This is a genomic window from Leptolyngbya sp. FACHB-60, assembly GCF_014695775.1.
GTDB lineage: Bacteria > Cyanobacteriota > Cyanobacteriia > Phormidesmidales > Phormidesmidaceae > Nodosilinea.
Genome location: NZ_JACJOX010000041.1, coordinates 71092 through 89892 on the forward strand (window position 1 = coordinate 71092; position 18801 = coordinate 89892).

The following is an 18801-nucleotide window of genomic DNA, read 5'->3' on the forward strand; positions in this document are numbered from 1 at the left end:
GCTTTTTGAGATGTCTAACACCTCAAAAATTCGGTACTCTCAGTCGCTAAAAACTAGTCAGTAAAAGCATCCTTGATGTTATCGACGGCACGCTCAACAGCGTTCATAGACTTTTCTGCTGCCCGCTCGGTGCGATCGGCATCCCTGCTTGCATTTTGCTCAATGCGGTTGCGATCGCGCTTGGCTTTGCGCTCAACACCACTCCCCGTGTCGTCAGCCTGATCGACTTTCGAGGCGTTGCTTCTGGCCGCGTCTTTGACTTTATCTTCCGTACCACGGATTATATTTTTGGAAGCACCTTTGATACCCTCAGCGGCATCTTTAACCTGGTTGCCGGCGTCTGCAATTAGGGTTCCATCAGGGGCAGCCATGGCTGAGGTATTGGAAAACAGCGGGCTCTGCCATACGAAGGCGATCGCAACTAGGCAGACTAGGGTTGTGGTCATCCAGCGACCCAGGGCTGAAACTTGGTTCATAAAATGATTCGGCTTCATAGACTATATTCCTCGCAAGGTTTAACGTTATAGTTTTACTCTGCCAGCCGCGTCTATAAAACATCCTCTAGATAGACTTTGGTTTAACCCAAATTTTTGGGGAAATTTCCTAGCTATTGCCCATCTGCGGCTGTTAGCCAAGATTATTTGCGTTGAGCAGAGCGATCGCTACCAAAAAATTATATTGAAAAAAAGCTTACCCCTCTACTATTAAAACAAGTGTGGATAGCGCGATCGCTCATTTTTCCAATAGAAGGGTAAAGCGTCCTCAGAGAGGAATTAATAGCGGAGCCAGGTATCTTCCCTAGCGCTTTTGGGCAGAAACGGGATTGGTATTGGCGTGGGTGTTGGGATTGGTATCCGGGTTAGTGTTTGGGTTGTAAGCATTTTGGCCAACCCCATCACCAGAGTTACCGGGCAAAATGCTTTGAACCGCATCCTTGACGTTGTCCAATATACCTAAAGCCTGATCTTCAGGTGCCTGAGAGAGCCCTTCTGGAGCTTCTACTGGTTGGTCACTGCCAGAGACATTCTGGCGTCCACCTGGAGTACGGGACTGACGTACAGCCTCGGCTTCGTAGGGTCTGGCATCGAGATTGTCGCCTGCCTGGGCAGCCTGGGTGTATGTACCGATGGAGCCGACCCACAGGGCGATAGCTAGCACGCTGACAATGGCTGTCTGGGTGGCTAAGCGACCCATTTGCGCAGCTCGAAAACTTAAGTCCAGCCGCGCTAAAAAGCTAGAGAGCGGACGATAAAACTCGGTCGAAAAAAAACGAAAAGGTGTAAACATGGCATTATCCAGTATTTTCAAGAATTGATGGCTATTTGCCCGTCAACATAGTTTTAGGAGCAAACTTGAGAAATTCGTGAATCAATTAACCTGAGGTAAAATTACCGCAGCTACTGCTAAGAAGGCCTTAGCTGTTTAGAAATGTGCGGGTCGAATATGGTCTCAGCCTAGGAGAATACTTGAATATCTCCTTCGCTCTAAGGGCAGAAACTAGCACCAGACTAGCCCTCCGTTTGAGGGAGATTTAGCAAGAGTCTGTAGCTCAAATCACAATACCTAACTTGGCAAACAACATTCTCAGGAGGGAAGAGTTCACTTGATCCGCACAATCTTGGTCGTAATGACCATCCATGTCCCATCTTCTAACAACCGTGCCATTTCCTCTGGGTCAGCGGCGCTGGGTAACACTGGGATAAGGCCACGACTGTCGTTAGGGTGAGGGCGTGGAGAATTTTGATGCGCGGCCTAGCCCAGCGAGGATGCCGTAGAGTATATGGCGCACTTGCTCTGGCCAAGGATGGGGTTCGGCAGGCTGAGCAGGCGGAAGATCAGACGCCCCATCGGCATTTGGTTCGAGGTATTGAGACTGGATTCTGTTTCCTTTTGTGGTTGCAGTGAGCAAGCCCTACCCTAGAAAGGGGAAGGGTGGAGTAAAACAGAATGCGAAACCCCTGGCTACCCCAGTTTGCACTTCGTTAGCGCGTAGCTAGGGTACGATCGCCCTTCTTGCTATTGCCCATCTCACAGGTTGAATGGGTATAAACCCAACACCGTGTTTTTTCAGAATAACGCGATCGCTCTTCAAATTTTTGAAGGAAAGTCTGAATAGCGATCGCCCATAAAGTATTCATCCTGACCGGCTGAGAAGAGGAGAGTGTGACTTATTACACGCAATCAGTAGCGAAATACTGCCGCGATAGATACCTCATTCGGCATTTCCTGCGGTTCAACTGCATACACTGTTCCGCCATGAAAGATTGTTTGAATCGCTGCTGCATTCAGTAAGTCTTCGTCACCGGGTTGAGCATCATTATGTATTTCAAGTTCCATTGCTTCCGGATCAAAATGTCCCCACTTTTGCATTCCAACAGGAACGAAAAGCTGATCTACACGACCATAGAATGCACCTTGAATCACTTCGTTTAAGTTATCTGATCCTTTGCCAGCGGCAATCGACTCGTGATAGTAATCGAGCGCATTGTGTTTGCCTGCTTCAAACTGTGGCTCCACGATTGCCCAAGCCTCTGCATGCAGTTCTTGCGCCGTTCGTTCTTTTGTGTTGTGTTGAATGCCTTCTTCTACAATGAAATTGTAGGTATTTGCCTCTTGATAAATCGGCAGCAAATAACTAACCCCAGCTAGAACAAGCGGCGACCGACGGTTGCGAAAAAAGTTGTGCAGCGCTTTATCCACTACTAGGAAATATTGCAGCAAATCTTCTTTGATGTTCTCGCGCTCGCCACCCTGTCCGTGATATGAACCAGCTTGTAGGGCGGCACGACCTGCACCACCACCCTGTCGTCGCTGTTCATCCTTGGCAGTTTCGTCACGCTTTAATGCTTCATCCATACCCTTGGGCAAGCCTTCGATTTCAATTTCACGAGTCATGCCGTAGCGATTGCCTTCCAAAAGACGCACGTCGCGTTGGCCAAGCGTAAGAATATAAAAGCGGTCATCTCCGCTTAACAGCGGAATTAGCGGCTTAAGATGGAATCGATCGCTCACAACCACTAATTCAATCATTTCGATCGGCACACAATAATAACGAAAGAATCCTTCTGCAACAAACAAAGCTAAGCCTGCGCTCTGATGCTGCCAAAACTCATCGTTATCCAAGTCGAGGGCAGGTGCAAAGAATTGAGTTGGGTCAGCGGGATGCGATCCATATTGTTCCAATTGCGCTTCCGCTTGCCGAATTAGATTTTTAAATCGGACAGAGTTTTGCTGTGTATCTGAACCCATCTGTACGGTCGGCATATACATTGATATGCACAATCCTTGTGGCTGTTCGACGAGTTCTTTTAATTCTTCTAGCGAAAGAAAACTCATAGGATTAGGTAGAATTAAGGTTGGGGTTTAAAAAGGTGAAATTGAAGCGTTTCTTAGGTTAATGCTAAAAATTTCTTCAAGCGGAGGTCCCTATCGAATGGCAGAGAAAGGAGGCACGATAGGCTGAAGTCCATTTAGTGCCCGATCGCCTAAACCCACTCAAGTTACTTGCCTACAGCGAGTACGATTGCAGCTTAACAATTTGCTTAGAGCGTACCTCTGAAAGCCTCTAGATTGAGTTCGAGGTTGCCTACCGCTCAAGCGACTGTTAGCTATCTATCTTTCACCTGATTTTCAATTGAGAATCTAGAATTTGATTGAAGTTTTTTGACTATTTTGCCTGAATCAAGCAAAGTCCATGATTGTTGGTGTAAACAAGCCATTCTCCTCTTTGCCTGCCCGGTTCTCGTTCAGATGACGGCGATCGCGATCGCCGTCATCTACTTAATGCGTCTAATTTGTAATACTGCATCCTGATCTAGAGACATCGATACCGCAGGCTTCATTTAGCTGCGCTGGGTATATTCGATAGCGCAAAATGTCGCTCCCTGCAGATCGCGAATCAGCGTAAACTTGCCTGTGCCCTCAATCACGATGGGCGGCAGCAGCACCTGGCCACCTAGGGCTTTGGCTTGTTCTGCGATCGCATCCACGTCCTTCACCGTGATATAGACCCCCCAAGTGGGCGGCATATTGGGCTGGTTTGGCGGCGGTGGGGCCATACCACCAATTTCCTTTCCCCCGGCTTCTATAACGGTGTAGGGAGTACTGCCCACAGCACCTTCCTTGAGCGTCCAGCCAAACAAGGGGCCATAAAACTCTTTGGCGGCGGCGACATCGGGGGTAGTCAGCTCGCACCAGCTAAACGCACCAGGCTGCTGAAAGGGATCCATAGCTACTCCATAGGGGAAAGCCGAGACACACGGCTTTAAATAGCATAAAGGCAAGTCATTTTTAGGCTACCTTTTATTCAGCCTTGCCCCTGCCCTTGGGTGTTGTCGACAACGTAGCGATCGCGCCCCTGCTGCTTAGCGGCATAGAGCGCCCGATCGGCACTGGCAATGAGCTGTTTAGGCGACCCGGTAGTCGTGGGTATTAGACTGGCAACGCCCAAACTAATCGAGACAATAGGGCTAACCGTTGAGGTTTCGTGAGGGATGGCCAAAGTTTTAATGGCTTTTTGAATTTGCTCTGCGATCGCAGTTGCGCCAGACAAATTGGTATTGGGTAAGACAACGACAAATTCTTCGCCCCCATAGCGGGCCACCACATCAGTCGCCCGCTCAGCCGTTAATTTAACCGTTTGGGCAATGCTGATTAAGCAGGCATCACCGATTTGGTGACCGTAGTAGTCGTTATAGTGTTTGAACGCATCAATATCAAACATAATCAATGAGAGCGGCTGCTGGCTGCGTAAGGCGCACTGCCATTCCTGCTCTAAGTAGTCATCAAATCTTCGTCGATTTGCGATTTGAGTGAGGCTGTCTACAGTGGCTAATTTTTTTAGCTTCGTATTAGTGGCCAGGAGAGATTGCTCAAGCCGATGGCGCTCTGTGCTGTCAAAAACAAATAAATAATAGCCAATTACTTCCTGGTCACTGTTAAAGGCTGGCGTCAAACAGCTGGTGAGATAAGCCTGGTCACCATTGCGATGGACTATGCTGAACTCAAATCTTTGGGGCTCTCCTGTTAAAACGCGCTCAACATAGTCTTTGGTAGAAGCGTAAGCGTCTTCACCAATTACATCCCATACATATTTATTTAGAATGCTTTCTCGGGAACGGTTGAAGCGCACCTCATAAAAGCGATTGACAAACTGGTAGCGTCGCTCGGCATCTACAAAGGCAATACCCGCATTGGTAGAATCGAGAATTTGATAGAGCTGTTCATTACTTTCGCGCAGGGTTGCCTCTACCTGGGCACGTTCTTGCTGTTCCAGTTTCAGTTGGGCCTTAGTTTGCTCAAGTTCTAGAGCAAGCTGTTTGACTCGCTGTTTCAGGGTTGAAATGTAATCAGCATCCATTCAAGGGTTATAGCTTGTCGACACGTAGTAAGCCTCTGAAGCGTAGCACCTGCCTGAGCGGCTTTTCTCATGCTGCGCAAAGCGGTGCGTTTACCTGCTTACAGCTAACCATCCTCAGCCGTCATGAGCATGGCTTGCGCTGGAAAAATTTGCTGCTGCAAGCCATGCTGACCGAAGTTAAGGTACCGTCAGTTGGCTATTCTTCTTCGGTGTATTCTTCCTCAGATTCTTCGGCGTACTCTTCCTCGGCTTCCTCTTCTTCGGCTTCTTCCTCAGACTCCTCTTCGGTGTATTCCTCCTCAGATTCTTCTTCGGTGTACTCTTCCTCAGATTCCTCCTCGGCTTCCTCTTCGTCGCTGCTGCCGTAGCCAAAGCTGTAAGATTCATCGACGGCGTACTCTTGGCAGAGGGCGTCTAGCTCGGCGACAAATTCGGTGCCGTCTTCGACGCTGAGGTCAAAGTTGAGGATGTTGAGCAAATAGGGGCTGCCTTCGTCTTCGTTATAGTCGTAGTCGAAGTAGTAGTCGTCTTCGCTTTCGACATAGGTAAGGCAGAGGGCCGCGATCGCATCAGTAAAGCCTTCGGGGTCTTCCGTATGAATATAGAAGTCGTACAGCAAGAGTGAGCAATCGTCGGCAAAGAATGACTCGTCCTCTTCCCAAACTTCGGCGCTAAAGTCGAGCTCGCTGAGCGATTTGATGATCCAGGAGTCGTGGCCGTTGTAGTCATCGTGGATGACGTAGTCGTAGGGAATATAGCAGTAGCCCTGATCGCCCCACTCAGGCCCCCAGGAGTTGCGCACAATAAAGAAGCGGTCTTTGTCGGAATAGCCGACGCAGAGCATGGCGTGCCAGCCGTGGGTTTCGCGCACGTTGTCGGAGCGCTTGGGCTGGGGCACGCGGCCTTTGTTGCGGGTGGCCTCGTCAAACGACTCAAAGGTGTTGAGGGCAAAGGCGATCGGGTAGCCCTCAGCCAGCGTGTGCCGCCAGAGGTCTAGGTCAGTGTCGATGGTCTCGGCTTCAATGATTTTGAAATTGGAGGCGTGGTCATAGGCTCCAGTATCAGGCTCGGTGAAGATCAGCTCTTCGTCGTTGGGCCAGAGGTCTTCGGAGCAGGCCCCGTGCTGCATCAAGGTTTCGATCGCACAGTACATCTGGGTGCCGCGGTCTTCGTTGTGGCTGCCGGTCTGCGATCGCGCGTTGTAGTAGACAAACAACCGGCTGACATCGGCGGCATCGCCCAAATCGCGCTTGGCCAGATATTCATAGGCCCCCACAAAGGCATTGGCCACACAGCTGTTGCCCACCTGAGCCTCAACTTCAGTCATGTGGTGGCGCAAATCGACCCGGCCCGGCAGCTCCTCTTTTCCAAACCGTCCAATTTGGTGATGCTTGACGTCGTCCGGCTTTTGCCCCGGCTGATAACCGCCAATGCGAAACTTACGGGTCTGCGTAAACATGTCTAACCTTGAGGAATGGCTCCTTAAGCATTCCCTTTGCACCCCCAGCGAGCGCAGTCTGGGGGGTTAACGTTGCACTACCTTTAAAGAACGGTAAAGCCGTTTGAGACGGAGTCTGCAAGAGCTTTTGTCGCCTGTCAACTCCACCCGCCCGCTTGCCCAAGAAGCCGTTGCTAGCACACCGAAAAACGGGTATCCGGTCAAAAATCTCCCTCCAAAAACCGAGTTTTAAGCGGAACTTCACTTTTGCTTCCTAAGGCAGACCTTCTAAGGCAGCCGCTGACGGTCATCTCTACTTCAGCGTGCCCCTTGCCCCAACAGCGAAACGCTACCTTAAGTCTTATAAACCGTACCGATAGGCTGCGCCCCTAACCATGCAAGCATTTGACAAACTGCCCCGTTGGCTGGTGTGGGAAATTGCACTGCCCTTGACTATTTTGAACATCTGGCTGCTCTACAAGGTGTTTCAAACTTTTCAAACAGCGTTTACCATGCTGATTGCAGCCACGCTGCTGTCATTTTTGCTGAGCTATCCCATTGAGCAGCTCGAAAAGCGCGGCATCAAACCCGGTGTCAGTATTGCGCTAATTTTGCTTTTGACGGGTGGGCTAGTGGGGATTTTAGGCTTTACTCTAGTGCCGGCCTTGCTGTTGCAGCTCAGAGATTTGGGAACTCGCCTGCCCAACTGGTTAGAGTCGGGTAGTGAGCAGTTTCAGGCACTGGATGCCTGGCTGGTGGTTCAACACATTCCTTTAAATGTCACAGCGCTGACCAACCAGCTGACGCAGATGCTGCCCGATGAGGTGGCTCAGCTGCCCGACCAGCTGCTTGAAGTTTTTGTTGGCGTGGCCGATAGCCTTTTGGAAGTATTAATTACGTCTGTGCTGACGCTCTACCTGCTGCTGCATGGGCATGAGTTTTGGAGCGGTCTGCTGCGGTGGCTACCGGGCAACTTTGGCAGCCAGATTCGGCTAGCGTTTCAGGAAAAGTTTAAGAAGTATTTTGTGGGGCAGGCCACGATCGCACTGCTCATGGTCACCAGTCTAACGACTGTCTTCTTTTTGCTTCACATTCCCTACTGGCTGGTGTTTGGCATTGGCATTGGGCTGCTGACACTGATTCCGTTTGGTGATTTTGTGGGCATTGTTACGGCTGCTATTATCGTGAGTTTTAACAACGCTTTGCTGGGGGGAGAGCTGGTGGTAGTGGCCCTACTGGTCGATCAGGTGATTGACAATGCCGTTGCCCCCCGAATTCTCGGCGATCTCGTTGGGCTAAACCCTGTGTGGATTTTGGTGCTGCTGTTGCTTGGCTCCCAACTTGCAGGGATTTTGGGATTGCTGCTGGCCGTGCCGCTGGCAGGTGCCCTCAAGCGGATTTTCGAAGAGGTTTATCGCCCTTCTGGCCAACTCTCTGGAGCCAACCCAATCGGCTGACCTGCGGAGGTGAAGGGCCTGCGATCGCCAGCGCCTTGGAACCTCCCGCAGCTCCGCCCGTTACCTCTCGAGAGAACGAAATCTGGCCCGTTCTAGCCAGGCGAACAGTGCGTCGAGCTGGGTGGTGGTGATAAAGCCATACTGCCAAAGAATCATCGGCAGCTGAGTAGCCGCGTCGTGGTGGTGAAAGGCGGTAGCCACTTCTTCGTTGGATACCCCAAATTCGGTTTGCACGAAGTTAACCAACCGGCTGATCAGTGGTGAGGTCATAGCCAATTTTCCTGATGTGAGGGAGCGCGGGTGTTGCCTGGTAGTTGCGACAATGCACCAGCCAGGACAGGTCAATTTGAAGGCAAAGCTTAAACAGTGGTTGTGGCAATCCTGTGTCGCTGGCGTTTCAGCCCGGTTGCATGGGCTAAATCGATCGCTTTATCACAGTCATGCCACTGTAACGACCTACCCAGCGTCTAACCTAGAATCTATGGTTAGAAATCAATGGTATCGATAGTATGGTTCACCCTGTTCGAGCGGCGATACCGGCTATTTCCTCTGGCAGCTGGGCCAGGCTGGCTGGTGCAGTGCTTTAACGCAGGCTCAAGACGCAGACCCAAGGTCGCTCAACTGGGCCAGAGCAACTAAACCGTCCACTAGTAATTTTGGCCTGTTGCCCGCCAAGCTCCCTAGCCCCATCGTCTATAATTGGCCCGACTACGGCTGCGATCGCGTCGTTACCATCCGCTGCCCCTAGGGCATTCTTGAGGTCACCTATGCTCACCGGATTATTTACCGCTAGCATTGTTGCAGCGACGATGACGTGATTAGCTTGGTCGATGTTGACGACGACCCTGCCCCAGCGAGCGTTAGCTTTCAGCCCCTGTAAGTGAGTCAGCCATGATCGAGTCCAGCTCTACCCCGCCCCGCCCCTCGGCCCCCACAGGCAAAGGCATTTTGCGTGAAACCGTTGAAACCCTGGTCCTCAGCGTGCTGCTGGCCTTAGGTATTCGCACCTTTGTGGCCGAGGCGCGCTACATTCCCTCAGGCTCGATGCTGCCCACCCTAGAGATCAATGATCGCCTGATCATCGACAAGGTGAGCTACGACTTTGGCAATCCCCAGCGGGGCGACATTGTGGTGTTTCGCCCGCCCGATGCCCTGGGCCAAAATGAGGCCTTCATCAAGCGGCTGATTGGCTTGCCGGGAGATGTGATTGAGGTCAAAGACGGCCAGCTCTACATTAATAATGAGTCTCAGTCAGAACCCTACATCGCGGCCAAGCCCGACTACCAGTACGGGCCAGTGACGGTGCCTGACGATTCTTACCTGGTGTTAGGCGACAACCGCAACAAGAGCTTTGATTCGCACTATTGGGGCTTTTTGCCGGCCGACCACCTGATTGGCCGCGCTGTCTTTAGATTTTGGCCCCCCGATCGCCTCGGAGATCTCGACTAAGTTGACGGTGGCCCCTGCCCTTAGCGAACTGGCCAACTCTGTGGCCACTGCGGACTTCAGCGATCGCTGAAGCCCTCAGTGGCCAACGGCTCTAGTGACTGGCAATAACCATGCTGTGGGTTTTTTCGCCTACACCACCAGGCTTTCTAATCGACTGACGGCGCGATCGACAATGTCTAAACTGGCCTGCCAAAATTCGGGCTGGCGAATGTCTTGCTGGAGGTGGCGCAGTACCACATCCTCCGCCGTCATGCTGCCGGTGTCGCGCAGCAGCTTGGTGTACAGGTCATTGAACTGAGCGCCGTAAAGGTCTTTTTGGGCGTAGATGCCCAGGCTAAACAGATAGCCAAACAGGTAGGGATAGTTGTAAAAGCCCAGCTCTGCGATCGAGAAGTGCAGCTTGCTGGCCCAAAACATGTTGTCGTAGCTGGCCAGGCTATCTTCGTACCAGTGCTGCCAACTGACGCTCATCATGGTCTTGAGGTTGTCGGCAATCACAAACCCCTGCTGGCGAGACTCGACCAATTTTTGCTCAAAGGTAAACCGCGCGGGAATATTGAGCAAGAATGTGGCGGCGGCAGACCCTTCTTCCCAGGCAATTTTGAGCTTTTGCTCGGGAGTGCTGGCTTGCTCAAACAGGGCGTCGCGCACCAGGGTTTCGCCAAAGATGCTGGCGGTTTCGGCCAGGGTCATGGGGTAAAAGGTTTTGTAGCGGGGTAGATCTTGCATGACCCAGTTATGCCAGGCATGGCCTAGTTCGTGGGCCAGGGTGAGCACGTTGTTCATGCTGCCCTCAAAGGTCATAAAGATGCGCGGCTCCTTAGGCTCGGCAAAGCTGGTGCAATAGGCTCCGGTGGCTCGGTTGGAAGTGGGCTGGGCATCAATCCAGCCCTTTTCGGCCATCATCATCGCAAAGTCGCCCATGGCGGGGCTGAACTGCCGAAAGGCGTCGGCAACCAGCTCGATCGCCGCCTCAAAGGCAAATCCCCCGCTCTGGGCGGCGTCTGGGGGCGGAGCAAACAAATCCCAGGGGGCCATGGGCTGAATTTTGAGCACTTTGCCCATCGCGGTCAGGGCGCGCTGGCCGATAGCTCGCCGGTCATAGGTGGCCTCCATCATAGCGTCGAGGGTGGCGCGATCGATGCGGCTTTGGTGGCAGCTTTTGTCGAGATAGTGCAGGCGGCGGTGGTGCGATCGCTGTTTGGTTTCCTCTAGCCGCCAGCCGTTGATGGCGTTGAGAATGGCCGCCACTGTTCCGGCCCGACTCTCCCAGGCGGCGTTGACCCCATGCCAGGCGGCAGAGCGCAGGGTGCGATCGGGGGAGCTGAGCAGGTTGGAGGCCTTAGCCATGCCTACAGAATTGCCGTCTACGGTGCATTGCAGGGTGCCCGATAGCTCGGTGTAGAGGTTGCCCCATCCCTGCAGGCCGTTGACGGCCAGGCCGGTGATTAGCTTTTCTTCGGCCAAGCTGAGCAGCTGGTCGTTGAGCTGACGCTGGTGCAGCAGGGAAAAACTTAGTTCTTCAAGGGCCGGATCGGCAATTAAGGCCTGGATAAAGGCTTTGTCGACCCGCAGCAAAAAAATGTCTAGGGCTTTGGTGGCCTGGCTAATTTCGGCACTGAGCTGTTGCAGGGTAGGTTTCCACTCGCTGGCACTGGCATCACGGGAGTCAACGCTGAGAATAGAGGAGATAAAGGTGCGTAGGTTGCCCAGACGTTTGGCGGTGGCGGTGCGCTGCTGGTGGGCGGCTCTAACTTGAGCCAGCAAGCCCTCAAACTGTTCCTGAGTAAGGGGCTCGGCAGGTTCAATGTGCTCGATGAAGGGGGCGCAGAGGGTGGATAGGGTGTCGATTTCCGCTTTGATGCGCTCAACCGTTGCGGCGATTTGAGGATCATCACTGCCCGCGAAGAAGTGGCTGTTATCCCAGATTTGATGGAGGATGGGCATAGGGACAATGGAGCAAAGGGTATTGCCTTTAGCTTACCTAACCTCTCAGGATATGCTAAGCCTCTGGTATACCAATTGCTTCAACAGCGATCGCTTCTCTAGGTCTCTAGGGAGCAATGTGGTTCATTGCGACAGCAGCTTGGGCCTCAGGACAGCTATCTGCTATGGCTAGCTCCAGATAGCGCTGGAGCGACTCCGAGGCCAGACCGTGTAGCAGCAGATTGCGAGCCGCCCCAAAGAAGCTGTTGGGGGCCAGGGGATGGCGGTTTGTCACGGTGTGGTTCCAGGCGTAGTCGCCAGTGACCCGGCTAAAGTAGAGGGCAAAGCTTTCGTCAAACTGAAGAGAAAGCACCGCCCGCTCAAACTCGTCGCTGGTGACCCAGAGGGAATAGCAGATCTTGAACAGCTCCAGGGATGACTCCATATCGAGCACCTGGAACCAGCCCCGTCGGGTGATGTCGATCTCGACCGACACCGGGCGAACGCCGCTATAGCTGAGCCCTCGCTGACGCACACTCTCTAACCAGTTAGGGTGCTGCGCTTGGGCGCGGTGATAGTCGAGCACAAAGTTGTAGAGGTTGATGTCGTGCTCTAAAAAGGCGTTGGCGGCTAGCTCCTCTACCCGGCGGGGGTAGAGAGTGGCGTGGGGCAGGGTCGGGTCGGGGCCATTGTCGATTAAAAAATTGACGATATTAGAGCCGATGGCAAAGTGGCGCACAATCAGGTAGCAGGCTTCTGGAGTGGTGAAGGTGTTGAGAAACCTCACCGCCAGCTGGTGCATCAGCCAGTAGTTGCGAAACTGAAAGGGCAAGAGGCGCTTGAGCGTCATAATCAAGGCCATGGCCAGGTTGGCGAAGAGCTTGATCGGCAGCAGCAGGTAGCAGCGCGACCAGCTTTGCAGGTCTTTGACCATGTAGGCCTTGGCAGTGGGATCGAGGGGAATGGCCCAGTCGGCATAGATAGCATCCCAATGGCTGGGGTCTTGCCGGTTGTGGGGCATGGGGGTGTAGGTCATAGGTCAATTTCCTCCAGTTGCAGGCGGTATAGGCGGGCGGTGACTTGGGCTGTCTTGACAATGCGGGCGGCGATCGCCGCCGTCATCCAGCCAGCGTTGATAAAGGCATCGAGCTTTTTTACATGGGCCTCGTCGTTCTCGCCGTGGTAGCTGAGGAAGGAGATCTGGCTCTTATCTAACCCCAAGCTTTGTTGAATGAGCGCGGCCCACTGGCCCGCCATGCGATTGCCCAGCCCTTCCACAATGAAGATGCTGCCCAGTAGATCAATTGGGTTTTCGCGGGAGGCGCGCTGAAAAATAAAGGCAGACAGCGCTTCTGAACCAATGTTTTGCTCAGCCTCCAGAATCTCTTCGAGCTGTCCCCCGACCGAGACGTAGTCGCGTTCTAGCATTTGAAAGTCGCGGTGCTCGTCGTGGGCGTGGCCGATCAGGTGCGATCGCAGCTCAAAGTCGGTCATATTCGACGCAGCTCGGGCAATCCACCGGGCGCCATCGACCACCTGGGGGCGTAAGGCCCGCAGCAGCGCCCGGTAGTCTGCGAGGGTAAACTCCCCCTGGTGCAGTCGCCTGACGATGGGGACAGACCGCAGCTCTCGCTCAAAGGTCAGCCACACCAGCATCAGCTGGCGCAGCAGCGTTTCAGAGACCGTAGGCTCAGTTTCAGTCTCCAGGGCAGCGGTTGGCGAGGGGGGACGGTCAGGGGAAGCGATCGCTGCAGCGGCCGTCAGCGGCTCGGCTTTAGAACCCTGGCTGGACCCGGTTGCCTCCACCACCGTCAGCAGCATGTAGGCGGTGGTGAACCGGCCACTTTCGGGCACAAAGCAAAAGATCTGCTGCCCTGGCCGCAGCTTGCCCGAGTTAAACAATTCCTCCAGCATCAGGTAGATCGAGGCGCAGCCGGTGTTGCCCCGGGTGTAGAGGTTGGTAAACCACCGCTCCTCAGGGATCATGCAGCCCGCCTGTTCGAGCAAATTGATGATTTGACTGCGAAAGAAATGCGACGAGTAGTGGCACAGCAGCCAGTCCACCTGGTCGGGGTGCACCCGACCGGCTTCGATCAGCCTGATCCAGCCCTCGACGCCCAGCTGCACTACCTGGTCGAGCAGGCGAATATTTTGGCGCAGGTTGAGCGCTCCCGCCGCTGCCGCTGCCCCCTGATCGGGAAAGTCCATCCAGCTAGTCAGTTCCGTGGGGCTATCGACCCCGGCGTACATGCACAGCGGATGAGAATTGGCGTGGGAGACCAACTCAATCCACTCGATTTTGAGGCTGAGGCCGCTGGCGCTGGGGCGATCGCTGACCAAGCAGGCCCCCGCGCCGTCCGACAGCATCCACCGCAGAAACTCAGTGTCGAAGGGTAGGACAGCCCCCGCTTGATTGGCGGTTTCGGCCTCAAACCGGGTGTGTTTAAACAACCGCGAGGCCAGTTCTGAAGCCACTGCGATCGCCCGCCGCTTTTGACCCAGCTGCACTTGGGCCGCCGCATATTTGAGCGCCGCCACGCCAGCGCAGCACACCCCCTGGTGAGAGGTCGCCTCCACCGGGGCCAGCTCCGGCAGCTCCCCATGCACCATACTGGCAAAGCCCGGCACCAGCAGGTCGGGCCAGGTGGTGGCGCAGGCCAACAGGTCAATGGTCTTGGGGTCTAGCTCAGCCTGGGCCAGGGCGTCTCGCACCGCTGCTGCCGCCATCTGGCTATTGCTGAGGGTGGTCTGCTGCTGGCGATCGAGGGCATAGTAGCGCTGCTGAATACCGTTGCTTTTGAGAATGCGGGCCTTGACTCGGGAGGGGCGATCGCCCACCTGGCCCAGGTAGGCTTCCATCTCATCGTTGGCGATCGGGTCTCCCGGCAGACATTTGCCGATGTGAGTGATGTAGGCCGCTCGGGGTTGAGCCCGGTCGAGGGGGGTGAAAGACGGCATGGGGTTAGACCTCTAAGCGTAAGACTGTCCGTTGCCGCCTTGGGCGGCCCGCTGGTGCTGCGCCATAGCAAGTGCGATCTCGGCACTGGCAGTCGCCAGTGGCCAAAGCAGAACAATCCAGCAAAAAATCGTTGACGAGATACATCGTCTCAAGATGCCCCGATTGACTTAGCCCCGAACCTTTATCAGGTGAGCCATTCGCCCAGTAAAGCACTGCTGCCCAGCGCCCTGAACCAAAGCGATCCGCTTTAGCGTTTGACCCTATAGCCAAGCCGGCCAACGGTTTGTTGCCTACTTTAGAAATACTGTCTAGGGGCCGTCATCCCTTGAGCGCTGATGGCCCAAGCGCCAGCAGGTACAGCCCCTAGCCTGTTTTTGTCGGGCGGGGTAACACTGATGCAGGATTTTGGCCGGAATTGATCGCACGCCCTAGGCGGCAAGCAAACTGGTGTCCAGCCCCCTTAACGGGATGCTCCAGAATTGCGCTGGCTGTTGGAATGGCTACCTGCTATTCGTCAACCCTGTTGACGTTCACCCTAGGGAGTAGGTGGTCAAAACGCAAAAAAGCCAGCCAAGCACCAACAATTTTAGCTGCCAAAACCTCATGTATACCTTTAGACAAAGGCCAACTATTTCTTTAGGTGGTCTCGCCAACTCAATCGCTTGGTTATTGTTAGTTGTAAGGAAAAGGCACTGACTGCCTACTAAACATTTGGAGAGAAAGAATGAATATTCTAGCTTGGATCGTATTAGGTTTGATTGCGGGTGCAATTGCTAAAGCTATTTATCCTGGACACCAGAGCGGTGGTCTCTTGGGCACGCTGATTCTAGGTGTAATTGGTGCATTTGTTGGTGGTAGCCTCTACTCCTTGCTAACCACAGGATCGCTAGCCCTCACGGCAGCGGGTCTCAGCATTGGTGGTGTGGTAATCGCTGTTTTGGGCGCAATTGTTGCCCTGTTCATCTACTACGCAGTTGCTAAGCGTGCTGTTTAGTCATCAGCTACCTACTATTAGATCGAAGTAGATAAGCACTAACAAACCGGATTGTAGTGGGTGTGTGGCGATCGCCACCCCCACCGGGGGTCGAAACTCGGCATATTGCCTAGGGCGACGACTCTTCTTCCGCTAGTTGGGCTTATCTATTTTCGTGTGTATGGGGGTCAGTGGCTCGGGACAGCGGCGCAGCAAGTTGTCCTAAATCATTTTTTGAGGTAGGTTAACAGCAGTTTTTCCTGCGTTGTGTCGATAGGTTTGGTGTGAGCGATAACGTAAATCAGTCTCAGGTCTTAAAACAGGCACTACATGCCTTTGTGCTAGATGCTGAGGGCGATCTGGCCACGGCCTTAGAACAATACAGCGCTGATCAACTGAAACTTTGGTCGGCTACCAACCTGCAAGGCACGAATCGCTCGAATCTGGCGATCGATATGTTTCTAACCGAAGGTCAGGTGGCTGGCCAATCGGTATTGGATATTTTTATAAAAAATCAGCCTGGTTTATCTCAGCATGACAAGGCTTTAGCTGAAAGCTGGAAGAATACGTTTAACGGCTTATTTAAAGTGCTTCAGGTCACCACTGAGCGCTATGAGGTGATGAACTGGCTGACTGAAAAGTGCTACTGGGTCGAACCCAATGGGGCACAGTCGGTAGAGGAACTAGCTCGCCTCAGCCCCAACGAAATTGTTGTCACCCGTCTGTCGCCAAACGGCGATGATGTCTGGACGTTTTCAGGCCCTTTGATGCTGCTGGGCAAACTGGGTAAGCCTAAGCTAGCCGTTGCGATCGGCAACTTCAAAAACTGGTTCCCCGGCCATTTGTATGGCGATGCCCCTGAGCTTTTGGCCGAAGCCTGGAAATCTGTGGAGCGCTATCACCACGATTTTGTAGATTTTTTTGGGAGCGATCGCATTACCCTGTCAGGGTATGAGTTGAACAAAAAGCTCAAAGAGTATCAAGAGATCTCTACCCAGCGTCGTTTAGAAGCGATCGGCATTGACAGTTCTAAATCGCTCAAAGAACTGGTCGCTGAATCTGGGGTTTCTGAGGAAGAGATGGCTGAGTCGATGGCCTCGTTTGGCAAAGACAGCCGTGAGGTAGGGCGACTCTTAAAGGATGACAAGGCGATTAAGATGGCAACGCCGCCCATCAACCTGCCCGATGAGCTGCGTCGAGCAGAAGCTGTGACGGTGTTTGTTCACCCCCGCTGGGGACAGACGTTCTTAAAAGACTATGTGCGCTTGACCCAGCTGTTTGAAGCGACCGATGATGCATCTGTGACCAAGGCAGATCAGCTGATTCAAAAATATCTTAAGGATGATGCGGTCAACGCCTACGTGTGGCGCTGCTTTGCTGAAGATAACGCAACGCCGTTGATGGCATCGCTGGGGAGACAGTTTAACCGTTCAGATCTGACCGTAGATGATTTAGACAATATTTTAATGCAGGCCGGGAAGCCTTTAGAACCGAAGCTTCCAGAGATTGCCAGCGTGCCTATGCATCTACAAGACTTGTTTCAAGCAGCGATGCAAGAGGTCGATCAAGGCTCCTCAAAGAAAAAGTCAAAGGGTAAGCAAAAGCAAAAAACTGGCTTTGCTGTTTAGGGCTATTGAATAGAGCATTTGTGGGAACGCTAGCCGTCTACGCTTTTCGGCGGGAATTAGGACTAGCCCATAGCCACAGGAAGAAATCCTACGCTGTGGACTTGCGGGATGAGGGGCGATCGCTTACTGGTCTGCCCAATCGCCGATTTTGTGCTCCAATTGGCTTTAAAACAATTGGGAGAAACGTTATGCCTAACGTCTGGCCACAGCTACCTCTCGACGATTGGCAGGACACCTACGCCACGCTGCACCTGTGGACTCAGATTGTGGGCAAAATTCGGTTGGTGCAAACGCCCTGGATTAACCACTCCTGGCATGTGCCGCTATATTTGACTGCGCGGGGCCTGACAACGAGCACTATTCCGAGCGCGGACCAGATTTTTCAGATCGACTTCGACTTTTTTGACCACCAGTTGCGCATTGCCACCAGCGAAGGCAGCGTGCAAACGGTTGAGCTACGGCCTCGGTCAGTGGCAGACTTTTACCAGGCGGTAATGGCGACCCTGGCAGACCTGGGTATTGCCGTTCGCATTCACACCACGCCCAACGAAATCACGGATGCGATTCCCTTTGAGCAGGATGAAATCCATGGGGCCTACGATGCCGATGCGGCGCAGCGGTTTTGGCGGGTGCTATTGCAGTGCGATTGCGTCTTTCGGGAGTTTCGCTCTCACTTTTCGGGCAAGGTGAGCCCAGTGCATTTCTTCTGGGGCAGCTTTGATTTAGCGGTGACGCGGTTTTCCGGGCGACCGGCACCAGAGCATCCGGGGGGAGTGCCCAACTTGCCCGACGATGTGGCTCAGGAGGCTTACTGCCAAGAGGTCAGCAGCGCCGGATTTTGGCCAGGGATGGGACTGGGCTACCCGGCTTTCTACTCCTACGCCTATCCGGTGCCGGAGGGGTATAAGGATGCGCGGGTTCAGCCGGACGCGGCCTTTTTCCATGAGGGGCTAGGGGAGTTTGTCTTACCCTACGATGCCGTGCGCGAGGCTGCCGACCCTGACCAGGCACTGCTTAAATTTCTTCACAGCACCTATGAGGCTGCTGCTAATCTAGCCAATTGGGACACCACAGCGCTGCAACAGACCTGGTTCAAATAACGCTGTGCAACAGGATAGCATCCGAGACAGCCCCATAGCTTTGGGTTAAGAGATTGCGGAAGTCTATAGCAATCCGTGGATAGGTCCGGTCAGTCAACGAAGGCTTGGTCAACGACTTGCCGAAAGGGTTGGCCGGATTGAATCTGTTTTCGCATCCGGTTTTTCAGAACAAACCATTGATGTTCAATCGGGTTCAAATCCGGGGAGTAAGGCGGCAGATATAAGAGATGACAGCCCACCTGACGAATCAATGCTTCAATGCGCCCACCTTTGTGAAACGAGGCGTTGTCACAGATGATCACACTGCCAGCTTTGAGTACGGGCAAGAGTTTCTCCTCTAACCATGTTTCAAACACCAGGCGATTGCAGTACCCCTGATAGGTAAGTGGGGCAACGAGCTGATGGTGATGCCAAGCCGCTATAAAGCTCACTCGTTCGGTACGATTGCCCCGACGTTCAGCCGCGAATCGTTCGCCTTTCAAGCACCAGCCGTAAGCATAGTCTTCGGTATT

17 protein-coding genes are annotated in these 18801 nt (G+C 53.5%); 5 read left to right on the plus strand and 12 right to left on the minus strand.

Translation table 11 applies throughout. From position 1 onward, the window contains the following. Nucleotides 1-53 precede the first annotated feature (53 nt). From H6F57_RS16025 to H6F57_RS16050, 6 genes are all read right to left on the minus strand, one after another. Nucleotides 54-476, minus strand: a complete 423-nt coding sequence (locus H6F57_RS16025; protein WP_242024930.1) for a hypothetical protein — start codon at nucleotides 474-476, stop codon at nucleotides 54-56. A 322-nt stretch (nucleotides 477-798) separates the two neighbouring features. Then, nucleotides 799-1287 (minus strand): hypothetical protein, encoded by a 489-nt coding sequence (locus H6F57_RS16030; protein WP_190628413.1) that lies wholly within the window; start codon nucleotides 1285-1287, stop codon nucleotides 799-801. Nucleotides 1288-2181: 894 nt separating this feature from the next. After that, nucleotides 2182-3336 carry a hypothetical protein gene (locus H6F57_RS16035; protein WP_190628411.1) on the minus strand — a complete coding sequence of 385 codons (1155 nt, stop codon included), beginning with the start codon at nucleotides 3334-3336 and terminating at the stop codon, nucleotides 2182-2184. Between the two features lie 506 nt (nucleotides 3337-3842). After that, entirely contained in the window at nucleotides 3843-4229 is a 387-nt protein-coding gene (locus H6F57_RS16040) for a VOC family protein (protein ID WP_190628409.1), read from the minus strand. 77 nt (nucleotides 4230-4306) lie between these two features. Beyond that, complete coding sequence (locus H6F57_RS27635; protein WP_190628408.1) at nucleotides 4307-5359, minus strand: diguanylate cyclase; 1053 nt, start codon at nucleotides 5357-5359, stop codon at nucleotides 4307-4309. A 196-nt stretch (nucleotides 5360-5555) separates the two neighbouring features. Beyond that, nucleotides 5556-6818: a C1 family peptidase gene (locus H6F57_RS16050; protein ID WP_190628406.1), complete on the minus strand. Its 1263-nt coding sequence runs from the start codon at nucleotides 6816-6818 to the stop codon at nucleotides 5556-5558. A gap of 374 nt (nucleotides 6819-7192) precedes the next feature. Between H6F57_RS16050 and H6F57_RS16055 the strand changes: the two genes are divergently transcribed. Beyond that, the gene (locus tag H6F57_RS16055) at nucleotides 7193-8254 is read left to right on the plus strand and encodes an AI-2E family transporter (protein WP_190628404.1); all 1062 of its coding nucleotides are present in this window, start codon (nucleotides 7193-7195) and stop codon (nucleotides 8252-8254) included. A 60-nt stretch (nucleotides 8255-8314) separates the two neighbouring features. Here H6F57_RS16055 and H6F57_RS16060 read toward each other — a convergent pair whose 3' ends face one another. Together H6F57_RS16060 and H6F57_RS16065 are read right to left on the minus strand one after the other, a co-directional pair. Further along, nucleotides 8315-8524, minus strand: coding sequence for a DUF2949 domain-containing protein (locus H6F57_RS16060; RefSeq protein ID WP_199289792.1), 210 nt, complete (start codon nucleotides 8522-8524; stop codon nucleotides 8315-8317). 313 nt (nucleotides 8525-8837) lie between these two features. Beyond that, on the minus strand, nucleotides 8838-9029 hold the full coding sequence (locus H6F57_RS16065; RefSeq protein WP_190628402.1) for a hypothetical protein: 192 nt from the start codon (nucleotides 9027-9029) through the stop codon (nucleotides 8838-8840). Between the two features lie 116 nt (nucleotides 9030-9145). On the opposite strand from H6F57_RS16065, the gene lepB reads away from it, so the two are divergent. After that, complete coding sequence (lepB, locus tag H6F57_RS16070; protein ID WP_190628400.1) at nucleotides 9146-9703, plus strand: signal peptidase I; 558 nt, start codon at nucleotides 9146-9148, stop codon at nucleotides 9701-9703. A gap of 129 nt (nucleotides 9704-9832) precedes the next feature. On the opposite strand, the gene H6F57_RS16075 is transcribed toward lepB, so the two are convergent. From H6F57_RS16075 to H6F57_RS16085, 3 genes are all read right to left on the minus strand, one after another. Then, the gene (locus H6F57_RS16075; RefSeq protein WP_190628398.1) at nucleotides 9833-11650 is read right to left on the minus strand and encodes a M3 family oligoendopeptidase; all 1818 of its coding nucleotides are present in this window, start codon (nucleotides 11648-11650) and stop codon (nucleotides 9833-9835) included. Nucleotides 11651-11756: 106 nt separating this feature from the next. Continuing rightward, the gene (locus H6F57_RS16080) at nucleotides 11757-12665 is read right to left on the minus strand and encodes a hypothetical protein (RefSeq protein WP_190628396.1); all 909 of its coding nucleotides are present in this window, start codon (nucleotides 12663-12665) and stop codon (nucleotides 11757-11759) included. After that, a complete protein-coding gene (locus tag H6F57_RS16085) occupies nucleotides 12662-14587 on the minus strand; it encodes a 3-oxoacyl-[acyl-carrier-protein] synthase III C-terminal domain-containing protein (protein WP_190628394.1) in 1926 nt (641 codons plus the stop codon). The genes H6F57_RS16080 and H6F57_RS16085 overlap by 4 nt, the downstream gene beginning before the upstream one ends. 725 nt (nucleotides 14588-15312) lie before the next feature. On the opposite strand from H6F57_RS16085, the gene H6F57_RS16090 reads away from it, so the two are divergent. The 3 genes from H6F57_RS16090 (at nucleotide 15313) to H6F57_RS16100 (ending at nucleotide 18289) form a co-directional block, all read left to right on the plus strand. Beyond that, nucleotides 15313-15582 carry a GlsB/YeaQ/YmgE family stress response membrane protein gene (locus H6F57_RS16090; protein WP_190628392.1) on the plus strand — a complete coding sequence of 90 codons (270 nt, stop codon included), beginning with the start codon at nucleotides 15313-15315 and terminating at the stop codon, nucleotides 15580-15582. Nucleotides 15583-15845: 263 nt separating this feature from the next. Then, nucleotides 15846-17189, plus strand: a complete 1344-nt coding sequence (locus H6F57_RS16095) for a hypothetical protein (protein WP_190628390.1) — start codon at nucleotides 15846-15848, stop codon at nucleotides 17187-17189. Nucleotides 17190-17377: 188 nt separating this feature from the next. Continuing rightward, the gene (locus H6F57_RS16100; protein ID WP_190628388.1) at nucleotides 17378-18289 is read left to right on the plus strand and encodes a DUF5996 family protein; all 912 of its coding nucleotides are present in this window, start codon (nucleotides 17378-17380) and stop codon (nucleotides 18287-18289) included. Between the two features lie 89 nt (nucleotides 18290-18378). Here the strand turns inward: H6F57_RS16100 and H6F57_RS16105 are convergent. Next, nucleotides 18379-18801: IS630 family transposase (locus H6F57_RS16105; RefSeq protein ID WP_190625276.1), on the minus strand; the 423-nt coding region annotated here is incomplete at its 5' end.

Excerpts from the sequence above, each read along its gene's own strand:
- H6F57_RS16025 (WP_242024930.1), bottom strand. The coding sequence starts at position 476 with ATGAACCAAGTTTCAGCCCTGGGTCGCTGGATGACCACAACCCTAGTC.
- H6F57_RS16030 (WP_190628413.1), bottom strand. The coding sequence starts at position 1,287 with ATGTTTACACCTTTTCGTTTTTTTTCGACCGAGTTTTATCGTCCGCTC.
- H6F57_RS16035 (WP_190628411.1), bottom strand. The coding sequence starts at position 3,336 with ATGAGTTTTCTTTCGCTAGAAGAATTAAAAGAACTCGTCGAACAGCCA.
- H6F57_RS16040 (WP_190628409.1), bottom strand. The coding sequence starts at position 4,229 with ATGGATCCCTTTCAGCAGCCTGGTGCGTTTAGCTGGTGCGAGCTGACT.
- H6F57_RS27635 (WP_190628408.1), bottom strand. The coding sequence starts at position 5,359 with ATGGATGCTGATTACATTTCAACCCTGAAACAGCGAGTCAAACAGCTT.
- H6F57_RS16050 (WP_190628406.1), bottom strand. The coding sequence starts at position 6,818 with ATGTTTACGCAGACCCGTAAGTTTCGCATTGGCGGTTATCAGCCGGGG.
- H6F57_RS16055 (WP_190628404.1), top strand. The coding sequence starts at position 7,193 with ATGCAAGCATTTGACAAACTGCCCCGTTGGCTGGTGTGGGAAATTGCA.
- H6F57_RS16060 (WP_199289792.1), bottom strand. The coding sequence starts at position 8,524 with ATGACCTCACCACTGATCAGCCGGTTGGTTAACTTCGTGCAAACCGAA.
- lepB (WP_190628400.1), top strand. The coding sequence starts at position 9,146 with ATGATCGAGTCCAGCTCTACCCCGCCCCGCCCCTCGGCCCCCACAGGC.
- H6F57_RS16075 (WP_190628398.1), bottom strand. The coding sequence starts at position 11,650 with ATGCCCATCCTCCATCAAATCTGGGATAACAGCCACTTCTTCGCGGGC.
- H6F57_RS16080 (WP_190628396.1), bottom strand. The coding sequence starts at position 12,665 with ATGACCTACACCCCCATGCCCCACAACCGGCAAGACCCCAGCCATTGG.
- H6F57_RS16085 (WP_190628394.1), bottom strand. The coding sequence starts at position 14,587 with ATGCCGTCTTTCACCCCCCTCGACCGGGCTCAACCCCGAGCGGCCTAC.
- H6F57_RS16090 (WP_190628392.1), top strand. The coding sequence starts at position 15,313 with ATGAATATTCTAGCTTGGATCGTATTAGGTTTGATTGCGGGTGCAATT.
- H6F57_RS16100 (WP_190628388.1), top strand. The coding sequence starts at position 17,378 with ATGCCTAACGTCTGGCCACAGCTACCTCTCGACGATTGGCAGGACACC.